This window comes from Nocardia sp. NPDC058640 (assembly GCF_042716995.1).
Classification (GTDB): domain Bacteria; phylum Actinomycetota; class Actinomycetes; order Mycobacteriales; family Mycobacteriaceae; genus Nocardia.
In genome coordinates this window covers 101,164-111,635 of record NZ_JBHXRG010000018.1, presented here as the reverse complement: position 1 = coordinate 111,635, position 10,472 = coordinate 101,164, and the positions used below count along the sequence as shown (strand labels likewise).

Here is a 10,472-nt window from a genome sequence, read left to right as displayed (position 1 = left end):
TCCACACCGACTACCGGCGCCCATTCAACACCTTCGCTGAAACAGTTTCGGCAGTTATCGGACTGCATTTCTGGCGGGCCTCGTGAATAATCCTCATTGTAGAACGACAGTTGTATTTCGTTGTGCTACAACGGGGTCAGGACAGGCGGAATGCCTCAACCACGACCACTGGACGAGTCTGCTCGAAGCGCGCATGGTGATCGGCGACTTCAAGGCCGATCGCAACCTACGGCACCGGCGCTCGGCGCTGGGCTGTCTGACCCGCGGCCGAGCACGCTGCCCGCTGCAGCCACCGTCACCACCCGGTGGCTCGCGGCATCAACTGATACGGATCGAACACAACCCGGCTCTAGTGCCGGGTGGACTCGTTACCGGGCACTCGTTGTCGGCCGTTTCGGCCAGAACATCGACCCCATTACCGGCCAAATCGGTGACATCCCGATCCCCGAAACCGCCCAGGGTGGTCTCGATTTCGGATACCTGGGTCAGCACACGGTGCATGTAGAGCACGTAGGTGGGCTGCAAGCACAGGGGATGGGTGCTCGCACTTATATCCCGGTACTGGGGCGTTTCCTTCAAACCGACCCCCGTCGTGGGTGGTTCTGCGAACAACTACGACTATGTCAATGCCGACCCTATAAATAGTCTGGACCTGACCGGGGAAAAGCCAGGTGGAGGTGGTAAACCGTCAAATCCTGATTATACCGGCGGCCTTTTTGGGGATCTGCTAAAGATTGAGATAAGGGAGAGGGCTAAAGCTGCTCTCGATGCACCCAAGGTAATGGAGTCCAGCCGGAATCAGGACCGCAATGGATTCACCAGAGCGGGCCGCGCTGCGCAGAAGAGGAGCGACAGAAATCCTACAGGGGGCTGGCCCGAGCCCGCAGGGAAGAAGAATCCGGCTGCTTGGAATCCGGTAGGCGAAAAGTTGTTGGAAACAATGCTAAACAACCCGGACAAGCAGGCATTCCTGAGCCGCGGTAATATTGGTGGAAGATATAATGACTGTATCGATGTACGCATGCCCGACGGCACGGGCTACCGCACCGATATGGATGGCAACTTTGAGGCTTTCTTAGAAAAGTACCAAGGGCCAAGTTAGGGGTATCGGAATGATCGATAGAAACTTCAAAGGGCGATGGATCACCCTGGTAGACGCTGATGATTTGAGGGCCGAACAACGAGTTCTTGAGTTCACGGATCCGTCTCTCCCTGGATCCGGATCTCAGGTCACTGTGGTGATTCCTGACGAGGGATCGTGGCTCGACGCCATGGTGCGCATTGATCCGCAAGTTTCGGAAGTTCCGGTCGACTTCCTTCTTTGGGCAATCGAGAAAGCGAGGGAAATAGTCGAACGATAGGTTGTCTCTGGCTGGCTTGCCCAGATCATGCCCGGCGGACCGCCGGGCATGATTTGTTCTGGAGGATTTGGAACATAGGTTGCCCCTGGGTGTCTATGACTCGATCATGTCGTCGCGTCGGGGGAGGCCCTCTGAGCCGTTCCGGGTTTGATGCACACTCAGCTATTTGTGTGTGACCAAACGATCGCACGCAGAGTAACGGTCCCGATCGAGCACGTTGCTGGCCAGCAGGCCATGGAAATGGGTGCCCGCACCTACGTCCCAGCCTTGGGTCGGTTCCTGCAGACCGACCCCGTCCTGGCTGGGTATACAAGCCACCCCCGCGCGCCGGGCGGGTGGCACGGGGGTGGGGCGAGAGCCCGCCGAAGTGCAAGGAAGTGACGCCACGACCCATCTACATGGGTCTTCTTGAGTGCCCCCACAGGGACTCGAACCCTGACTGTGCGGATTTTAAGTCCGCTGCCTCTGCCAATTGGGCTATAGGGGCGTCCCGGACAGCGTAGCGAATCGTACGGGTGTACCGGAATCGTGTTGGCTGACAAGGTCGGCCCGGCGTGTCGGAAGGGACCACGCCGGGACCGATCATGTCATCGAAGGGGCTGGTCAGTCATCGATCGTGGCCTTATTGCCCAGGATCGAGTGGCGGCGGCCGTAGGCGAAGTAGACGACGAAGCCAAGGGCCATCCAGATCAGGAAGCGCAGCCAGGTTTCCACCGACAGGTTCACCATCAGCCACAGGCAGGCCAGCACGGCCAGGATGGGGATGAGGGGGACGAAGGGGACGCGGAAGCCGCGGGGCAGGTCGGGGCGGGTGCGGCGCAGGATGATCACGCCGATCGAGACCAGCACGAAGGCGAACAGCGTGCCGATGTTCACCATTTCTTCCAGGGTGCCGAAGTCCACGAATCCGGCCAGGATCATGCAGAGCACGCCGACGATGACGGTCAGCCGCACGGGGGTGCCCCGCTTGCCGGTGTGGGCAAGGGCGCGGGGGAGCAGGCCGTCGCGGGCCATCGCGAATCCCACGCGGGTCTGGCCGAGGAACAGCACCATCACCACGGTGGTCAGGCCGGCGAGCGCGCCGATGGAGATGACGTTCTTGGCCCAGTCCACGCCGTGGATCTGGAATGCCGTTGCCAGCGTGGCGTTCTCGCCCGCCAGTTCGGTGTAGGGCACCATGCCGGTGAGCACCAGCGTGACCGCCACGTAGAGCACGGTCACGATCAGCAGCGAGCCGAGGATGCCGCGCGGCACCGCCTTCTGAGGGTTCTTGGTCTCCTCCGCGGCGGTGGCGACCACGTCGAAACCGATGAACGCGAAGAACACCAGGCTGGCCGCGGCGAGCAGGCCGTACCAGCCGAAGTTGCTGTCACCGGCGCCGGTGACGAACGAGAACAGCGACTGGTGCAGCCCACTGGCACCACCGTCGCTGGGCTGCGAGGGCGGGATGTAGGGGCTCAGGTTCGAGGCCTTGAAGTAGGTGATGCCGAGCACGAGCACCAGCGCGATGACGGCCAGCTTGATCGCGACCGCCACGGCCGACACCCGCGAGGACATCTTGGTCCCCAGCGCCAGCAGCACGGTGAGCACGGCGAGCAACAGCACCGCGCCCCAGTCGAACGTGATCGACCCCCATTGCACTGTGGCCGAATCGAATCCGAAGACGGTGCCCAGGTACTGCGACCAACCCTTGGCGACCACGGACGCGGCGAGGGTGAATTCCAGGATCAGATCCCAGCCGATGATCCACGCCACCAATTCGCCGAAAGTGGCATATGAATAGGTGTAGGCACTACCGGCCACCGGCACGGTCGAGGCGAATTCCGCGTAGCAGACCGCGGTGAGTCCGCAGGCGATCGCCGCGAAAACGAAAGCCAGCGATACCGAGGGCCCCGCGACATTGCCCGCGGTGCGTGCGGTCAGGGTGAAAATGCCCGCGCCCACGACAACGGCGACACCGAAGATCGTCAGATCCCAGGCCGTGAGGTCTTTGCGGAGTTTGGAATCGGGTTCGTCGGTATCGCGAATCGACTGCTCCACCGATTTGGTGCGGAATGCTCCGCCCCATCGGCTGGGCGATCTACCCACCCCTGGAGTGTCCTGCGGACTCGGCACGGTATTTCTCCTTCTCTTGCGAAAAAACGTAATCGGGGGTTACCCGGAATCGGGTCAGTGCACGCCCTGCATGCGGCGCTTGATCCAGGGGGCGCACGCGACCACGACGAAACCGGCCACGATGGCCGCGCCGCCGCTGAACCCGAAGTAGGCGGCCTCGCTGTCGGGGCTGTAGAAGCGGGCCAGCGTGCCCGCCATCGACGTGCCGATACCGACCGAGAAGAAGTACAGGGCCATCATCTGCGAACGGAACGCGGCGGGCGCCAGGTGCGTGGTCACCGCCAGCCCGATCGGCGACAGCAGCAGTTCCGAGACCGCGAAGCCGCCGAGGATGGCGAACACCGCCAGCACCGGCACGGTCTTGCCGTCGAACCCGCTCAGCAGCGCGAACATCCAGAACGCCACACCCATGCCGATCACGCCCAGCGCGAACTTGATCGGGGTGCTGGGCGCGCGGTTGCCCAGCTTGGTCCACAGCAGCGCGAACAGCGGCGACAGCGCGATGATCCACACCGGTTCCACCGAACCGATCCAGCTCGCGGGCGCTTCCCAGCCGAAGATGCGCCAGTCCACGCGTTCGTCGGAGTACACCGCGAGCATGGTGAACATCTGCTGGAACAGCGACCAGAACACCGCGTTGGCGATGAACAGCGGGATGAACGCGATCACGCGGGTGCGTTCGATCTGGGTCACCTTGGGGCTGCGCAGCATCACCGCGAAGTAGACGATCGAGGCGACCACGATCACGCCGGTGGTCACGTCGGAGATGTTCTCGAGGGTGAGCAGCCCGGTCAGCACGGCCACCAGCACCACGACCGCGGCGACCGCGACACCGATCAGCACCGGGGTCAGTTCCCTGCGGGTGACGGGGTTGGGCACCTCACGCCCGTGGGTGCCCAGGTTGCGGCGGAAGGCCACGTACTGGGTCAGGCCCAGCGCCATGCCGATCGCCGCGGCGCCGAAGCCGACGTGGAAGCCCCACTCGCGCTGCAGCAGCCCGGTCAGCAGCGGGCCGGAGAACGCGCCGATATTGATGCCGAGGTAGAACAGCGTGAAGCCGCCGTCCACGCGCGCGTCGGTCGGCGCGTAGAGGGTGCCGAGCAACGACGACGCGTTCGCCTTCAACCCGCCACTGCCCACCGCGACCAGGACAAGGCCGACACCGACACCGACCAACCCGGGCAGCACCGCCAACGCGATGTGACCGACCATGACCACGACACCGCCGTAGAACACGGTCCGCTCCATGCCCAGCACCCGGTCGGCAATCCAGCCGCCGAGCACCGTGGACAGGTACACCAGGCCGCCGTAGGCGCCGACGATGCCCAGCGCCGTGCTCTGCGCGATCCCCAGACCGCCGTCGGCGGTGGAGTAGTACAGGTAGTAGCCCAGGATCGTGAGCATGCCGTAGAACGAGAATCGCTCCCACAGCTCGACGCCGAACAGGTTCGTCAAACCGATCGGGTGCCCGAACAGGGTGCGTTCGGCTGCCGCGTCGGGGTCGCCGGGCTGGTCGCCGGGCGGGGTCTCTTCCGTGGACATGAGGCCAACGATCCCACGTCGAAACCGTGGACAGCAATTTTCCCGCATCGTCGCGGGTTCGGCGTGCCGCGCCCGTCGTGTCGCGACAAACCCGTCCGGCGGCGGTGGCCGACACGAATTACCCTGGGGTAAACCGCAATCGCGCGACGGACGAGGTAAGCAGACGTGCTCACAGCCCAGGTGACCGTGCCCGTGCCGCCACCGCGGGCGTTCGCGAGCCTGGCCGACGGGTGGCTGTACGCGAGCTGGGTGGTCGGCGCCTCGCATATCGGCGAGGTCGACGACGACTGGCCCGCCGTGGGCAGCCGCATCCACTACCGCTTCGGGCTGTGGCCGGTGCTCATCAGCGACACGACGGTGGTGCGTGCGATCGACCCGCCGCATCGGCTCGAACTGGAGGCGCGGTTGTGGTCGGTGGGGTCGGCGTGGATCACCCTGACCCTGGCCGAGGAACAGCCGGGGCACACCACGATCAGGATGGTCGAACGGGCCGCGCGCGGGCCCGCGCAGTTCATTCCGGGGCCCGCACAAGATCTTCTTTTCGCGGCGCGTAATCAAGAATCACTCGATCGATTGGCGAATTTGATTCGTGCTCGTTCGCACAATGAATGACTCGGGGTAAAAGCCGACCGGTACGTACTTCTCGCTTGCGAGGATTGCGTGCCGAAAGTCGTTGAATCGAATTACCTGTCCCTGTGTCGAATCCGCATAGTTGGTTTAGTCTCATGGCCACATCGAAATGTGTAGGTCAGGGGACGCGCGTGCTACATGTCGAGCACTTCAACAATGGCTGGTTGAATCCGGCACTGGCTTTCGGCCTGTCCTTCATCGGATCGGTATTGGGGCTGCGGTGTGCGGTGCACGCCAAGACCTCGCCCGCGCCGATGGGCTGGCTGATCGCCGCGGCCATCGCGCTGGGCGGGGCGGCGATCTGGGTCATGCACTTCACCGCCATGCTCGGATTCAGCATCCACGGCACACCGATTCGCTACGACGTGCCGCTGACACTGCTCAGCGCGGTCATCGCGATCGTGGTGGTGTTGATCGGCCTGACCATCGTCACCGGCGGCGGCAACGAGTGGGTGACGCTGCCGATGGGCGGCGCGATCACCGGCCTCGGTGTCGCGGCCATGCACTACCTGGGGATGTGGGCCATGCGCACCCAGGGTGTCATCGAATATCACCCGGTGCTGATGGCGCTGTCGCTGGTGATCGCGGTCGTGGCGGCCACCGCGGCACTGTGGTTCATGCTGCACGTGAACGGGCTGCTGATGACCGCCGGTGCCGCGCTGGTGATGGGAATCGCGGTGTGCGGCATGCATTACACGGCGATGGCGGCCATGCGTGTGCAGCCCGGCGCGGCGCTGACCGAGGTGGACGGGGTCACGCCGATGCAGTTGCTGTTTCCGTTGATCGCGACGGTGTCACTGGTGGTCACCGCGTTGGTGGTGGTGGTCGGGCTGGCCGAGTTGGAGGTCGGCGAGAGCCGTGCGCACACCGAACCGCTGCGCGCGAGCACGGGTGGGATGTACAGCACCGATCCGGCCACGTTGTCCGACAGCGGAAAACACTGGCCACGCCTGCCGAATTAGCCGCCGTGGCCGAATGTTTCGGCCACGGCGGCTGGTGTCAGCTGGGCTGAGGCAGTTCGCAATTGTCGACCTGCGGATTGACGCCCGCGTAGTTGAGCGGGCCCGCGATGATCGTCACCGCGATGGTGCCCAGCGTCGCGCAATTCTGGTCACGCTCGGTGTAGTAACCACGCTGTCCTGCGGCGAGGATGCCGATCAGCAACCACACCATCACGACGATCGACACAATGCGAGGTGTATTGCTGGACATGGCATTTCCTCTTGGTCTGCGGGTTCTGCGGATGCTTCGCATGATCAGTAGTAGTGCCGACGGCCACCGACCGGACGCCCGAAGCCGCCGATCAATGCCAGCGCCACGCCGACCACGAGAAGGATGACGCCCACTGTATTGAGAAGTGGGATGCCGAAAACCAGTCCGGCTATGAGGAGCACTGCGCCGAGAAGAATCATTAGAGCTCACCTGTTCGGTGTCGGGACCATGGATACCGGTGGGCACCCACAGTGGCCGCATGCCCGGTTTTCCCGAACCGAAACAGGCTGTGGCACAAAAGCGCTAGACCGTGATCAGCGTCCGAAGATGGGCAGCGCCGCCGAGCCGGTCGAGGGCTGCACGGGGGCGCTCGAGCCCAGATCGGCGTCGAACGAACCGGTCCCGCTGCCCGTTCCGCTACCGGTGCCGAGTTCGGCCGAACCCGACGGCAGCAGATCCCAATCTGCGCCGCCGATCGCCTGGGCGGAGCCCGCACCGAAAACGGTCGCGGCGGCGAATGCGGCCAGCAGGGCCGCGCGCGTGGTGGTGTGACGGATGGACATGGTGAAACCTCCGAGTGCTTCGCTGTGATAGCACTGCAGACGGTATCTGAAATAGTGTGATTTCACACCGGATCGGTGGTTATCCCGAGCCTTGCGGGCGCTGACCCACTTCCATCTGCACCCGATAGCGATCGGACCGATACCAGCTGGCCGTGTGCTCGATGGGCACCTCCGCGCTGAACGACACCCGGTCGAAATGTAGGACGGGAGCGCCCTTCTTGATCCGCAGCAGCGCCGCGACACCACCCTCGGCGGCCTGCGCGTCGACGGTCTGCACGGCGCGTTCGATCGGGCGACCGTAGTGGTCGGCGGTGGTGCGATAGATCGACCCGGTGAGGTCGTGCGAGATCAGGCCGGGCACCAACTCGGGATTGAACCAGGCGTCGTCGACACTGATCGGATCATCGTCGGCCAGGCGCAACCGACGCACGTGATAGGCCGACGCGCCCTGCGGCAATCGCAGCGCGCGGGCGGTGGCTTCGGGCGCGACCATTTCCTCGGCGACCAGCACCAGTGTGGTCGGGTGATGGCCCAGCGCGCGCATCTCCTCGGTGAACGAGGCCAGGTGCAGCCGCGACTGCACGGGTCGGTGCGCCACGAACGTGCCCTTGCCGCGAACCCGGACCAGATATCCTTCGTTGACCAGTTGGCCCACCGCCTCGCGCACGGTGATCCGGCTGACGCCGTAGTCCTGCATCAGGTTTCGCTCGCTGGTCAGCAGATCGCCCGGCTGTAGCTCGCGCGTGCACTTCTGCAGCAGAATCGCGCGTAGCTGTTCGTGTTTGGGCACTGCGCTGTCGCGCAGCGGTGCGGGCATCGCCAGTGGCTCCTTTTCGCTGGTGGACCAACCGGTCCCTACTGGTCCTATCCGGTTGATTCGAGAGTACGCGACCAGCGCCCGACAGCCCAGCGATGTTTTCGCGGCTAGCGGATACCCGGCGTGCGCGGATCGGTGCCGAGGCACCCCAGGATCACGCACCCCGGCGGCGAATCCGCGAACGGCGCCTTCGGAGTCTGACCTAGACAGTCCACGAAATTGCAGCCGGGGTAGGCATACGGGCCAACGCCCAGCGTGCCGAAGAAGGCGTCGGGCCGCGAGATCATCGGGTCGGTGATGCTCACGTCCGGGCGCTCCCGGTAGGGTCCCGGATCGGGGATCTGCTGGTCACGGAACGCGGACACCAGCGTGCGCAGCACATCGTGGGTGTAGGTGGTGGACGCGCCGACGGTCGCCACGCCGGTCCAGTTCAGCACCAGGCCCAGACTCGGCACGATGAAGCTGTCGTTGCGCAGCATGCCCGACATCTTGACCGCGTCGTCGGGAAGGCCGGGGAATTCGGGACGGCACTGCGGGCCGTTGATCACGAACAGGAAGCCGTAACAGGGCATGCTCGCCGAAGGCGACAGCGCGGCCCGCAGATAGTCGCCGGAGATCACCTGTTCGGTGTTCCAGCGTCCCCGATTGGCAACGAGCAGACCGAGTTTCGCGAAATCATCGGGCGGCAGGATCAAATGCGCGTGCCCGTAGGTGTTTCCGGCGCGATCGCGCGCCCAGTAGTAGTCGGTGCGCGCAATGCCCAACGGGTCGAACAGCTTTCGCTGGGCGAAGGCTTGAAAGTCCTCACCGACCGACTGCCCGATCACGTAGGCCAGCAGGTCGACGGCGCGCTGGCTGTAGCGGAACATCGTGCCCTGCGGACGTTCGATCGGCATCGCCAGTGCCTGCGCGACGATATTGGGGTCCAGTTGCACCAGCCCCGTCGCGCCCTCGGCGGCGATGGCGACCTCCATGCCCGAGGATTCGGTGAGCAGGTTGCGCACGGTGATCTCGCGGTGCGCGGCATCGCCGAGGCCCGGCGGCAGGTAGCGGTCGATCGGCGCGTCGAGCTCGAGTTTCCCGTCGTCCACCGCGGCGCCGGCGACCAGTGCGACAACACTTTTGGTCCCGCTCCACAGATTCCACGCCACCCCACCGGATTCGGCATTGCGCGGGCCCGTCGCGACGAGGCAGTTGTTGCGGTACAGCGCGATGTTGAAACGGGTCACGTCGGCGGCGCGCGCCATGGCGGCGGCGAGGATATAGGGGTCGAGCGCCGCCTCGGTCGGGGTGGCCGACTGCGGTGTGCGGCCGGAGCTGACTTCACACTGTTTCGCGGTGACCGGTTCGGCGTTCGCGCTGGGCAGCCCTGCCCCCGAAATCAGGGGCAATACCGTAATCGCCACTGCCGCAAGGTATTTCAGATAGCCGCGCATGTAACCCTCCGGGTGGTGTGTCAGGAGGGAAATCGTGAACGGTCACGTTCTTGTTACCGCGGATCAGCTGCCGTAGGGGCCGCACGCGTCGATCGCGTGGTCCTTGGAAACGTTGAAAGTGTCGATCACGCCGTTGAGTTCGTCGGTGGCGGCGCGGCGTTCGAGGGTGTCGGCGAGGGTGTTGGTCTTGGCGATGTAGTCGCGCAACGGGCCCGAAAGGTCGGCGATGACGTCGCCGGTGATGCGCCGGTCCAGGTCCTTGGCGCTGTTGCGCAGCGTGACCACGGCGTCGCCCGCCTTGGTGTCGGTGTCGGGCGCCTGATCGTTGGACGCGGCGATGTAGGCGTTGAACGAGGTGACCGACGTCTTGTTGGCCGTGCGCAGGCCGTCGCAGGCGCCGTCGTTGGCCGCCTCGATCTTCGCCAGCCGCGAGGAGGTCGCGGCCGCGGACGAGGACGCCATCTCCACGGTGTACGAGGACAGGTCGTTCTGGTTGACCTCGGCGGTACCGCGCACCTGCTTCGAACAGGCGCCGATCAAGATCACTCCGGTCACGGTGGCCGTCATCGCGGTCCCCAAGCCCAGCCGTTCCAGTACGCGCATTCTCTCTCTCCTGCCTCGATATTGCAGGCACCGGGTCGGGCCGGAGCCGAACATATCGACCGTACTGGCTATCGGCGGGCGTCGTCAGGTCGCGGTGGCGATTTCGATGACGAAACGAGACGCGGGGGCGGGGTGGCGGGCCCCGCCCCGCCCACCAAAAGATATTCGCGGGCAAACCCCCCCTCGTGGCGGA

11 protein-coding genes and 1 tRNA gene are annotated in these 10,472 nt (G+C 64.7%); 3 read left to right on the top strand and 9 right to left on the bottom strand.

The features are described 5' to 3' along the window. Nucleotides 1-592: 592 nt before the first annotated feature. A complete protein-coding gene (locus ACFWU5_RS19715; RefSeq protein WP_379268167.1) occupies nucleotides 593-1,102 on the top strand; it encodes a hypothetical protein in 510 nt (169 codons plus the stop codon). Nucleotides 1,103-1,774: 672 nt separating this feature from the next. On the opposite strand, the gene ACFWU5_RS19710 is transcribed toward ACFWU5_RS19715, so the two are convergent. The 3 genes from ACFWU5_RS19710 to ACFWU5_RS19700 form a co-directional block, all read right to left on the bottom strand. After that, nucleotides 1,775-1,848 (bottom strand) — tRNA-Leu (locus ACFWU5_RS19710). A gap of 116 nt (nucleotides 1,849-1,964) precedes the next feature. Then, the gene (locus ACFWU5_RS19705) at nucleotides 1,965-3,476 is read right to left on the bottom strand and encodes an amino acid permease (RefSeq protein ID WP_379239892.1); all 1,512 of its coding nucleotides are present in this window, start codon (nucleotides 3,474-3,476) and stop codon (nucleotides 1,965-1,967) included. 54 nt (nucleotides 3,477-3,530) lie between these two features. Beyond that, complete coding sequence (locus tag ACFWU5_RS19700; RefSeq protein WP_379239893.1) at nucleotides 3,531-5,018, bottom strand: peptide MFS transporter; 1,488 nt, start codon at nucleotides 5,016-5,018, stop codon at nucleotides 3,531-3,533. A gap of 165 nt (nucleotides 5,019-5,183) precedes the next feature. Here ACFWU5_RS19700 and ACFWU5_RS19695 point away from each other — a divergent pair, with 165 nt between their 5' ends. Continuing rightward, the gene (locus ACFWU5_RS19695) at nucleotides 5,184-5,630 is read left to right on the top strand and encodes an SRPBCC family protein (RefSeq protein WP_379239894.1); all 447 of its coding nucleotides are present in this window, start codon (nucleotides 5,184-5,186) and stop codon (nucleotides 5,628-5,630) included. Nucleotides 5,631-5,779: 149 nt separating this feature from the next. Further along, the gene (locus tag ACFWU5_RS19690) at nucleotides 5,780-6,610 is read left to right on the top strand and encodes an MHYT domain-containing protein (protein WP_379239895.1); all 831 of its coding nucleotides are present in this window, start codon (nucleotides 5,780-5,782) and stop codon (nucleotides 6,608-6,610) included. 37 nt (nucleotides 6,611-6,647) lie between these two features. Here ACFWU5_RS19690 and ACFWU5_RS19685 read toward each other — a convergent pair whose 3' ends face one another. From ACFWU5_RS19685 to ACFWU5_RS19660, 6 genes are all read right to left on the bottom strand, one after another. Beyond that, complete coding sequence (locus ACFWU5_RS19685) at nucleotides 6,648-6,860, bottom strand: hypothetical protein (protein ID WP_379239896.1); 213 nt, start codon at nucleotides 6,858-6,860, stop codon at nucleotides 6,648-6,650. Nucleotides 6,861-6,904: 44 nt separating this feature from the next. Then, nucleotides 6,905-7,060, bottom strand: a complete 156-nt coding sequence (locus ACFWU5_RS19680; protein WP_379239897.1) for a DUF6131 family protein — start codon at nucleotides 7,058-7,060, stop codon at nucleotides 6,905-6,907. A gap of 114 nt (nucleotides 7,061-7,174) precedes the next feature. Then, nucleotides 7,175-7,423, bottom strand: a complete 249-nt coding sequence (locus ACFWU5_RS19675) for a hypothetical protein (RefSeq protein ID WP_379239898.1) — start codon at nucleotides 7,421-7,423, stop codon at nucleotides 7,175-7,177. Between the two features lie 79 nt (nucleotides 7,424-7,502). Beyond that, nucleotides 7,503-8,240: a GntR family transcriptional regulator gene (locus ACFWU5_RS19670; RefSeq protein WP_379239899.1), complete on the bottom strand. Its 738-nt coding sequence runs from the start codon at nucleotides 8,238-8,240 to the stop codon at nucleotides 7,503-7,505. A 107-nt stretch (nucleotides 8,241-8,347) separates the two neighbouring features. Further along, nucleotides 8,348-9,646, bottom strand: coding sequence for a serine hydrolase domain-containing protein (locus ACFWU5_RS19665; RefSeq protein WP_379239900.1), 1,299 nt, complete (start codon nucleotides 9,644-9,646; stop codon nucleotides 8,348-8,350). 93 nt (nucleotides 9,647-9,739) lie between these two features. Next, entirely contained in the window at nucleotides 9,740-10,279 is a 540-nt protein-coding gene (locus ACFWU5_RS19660; protein ID WP_379239901.1) for a hypothetical protein, read from the bottom strand. Between the last annotated feature and the right edge of the window lie 193 nt (nucleotides 10,280-10,472).

What these genes read in the sequence shown, in the direction of transcription:
- ACFWU5_RS19675 (WP_379239898.1), bottom strand. Translation starts at nt 7,423, where the DNA reads ATGTCCATCCGTCACACCACCACGCGCGCGGCCCTGCTGGCCGCATTC.
- ACFWU5_RS19670 (WP_379239899.1), bottom strand. Translation starts at nt 8,240, where the DNA reads ATGCCCGCACCGCTGCGCGACAGCGCAGTGCCCAAACACGAACAGCTA.
- ACFWU5_RS19685 (WP_379239896.1), bottom strand. Translation starts at nt 6,860, where the DNA reads ATGTCCAGCAATACACCTCGCATTGTGTCGATCGTCGTGATGGTGTGG.
- ACFWU5_RS19680 (WP_379239897.1), bottom strand. Translation starts at nt 7,060, where the DNA reads ATGATTCTTCTCGGCGCAGTGCTCCTCATAGCCGGACTGGTTTTCGGC.
- ACFWU5_RS19700 (WP_379239893.1), bottom strand. Translation starts at nt 5,018, where the DNA reads ATGTCCACGGAAGAGACCCCGCCCGGCGACCAGCCCGGCGACCCCGAC.
- ACFWU5_RS19660 (WP_379239901.1), bottom strand. Translation starts at nt 10,279, where the DNA reads ATGCGCGTACTGGAACGGCTGGGCTTGGGGACCGCGATGACGGCCACC.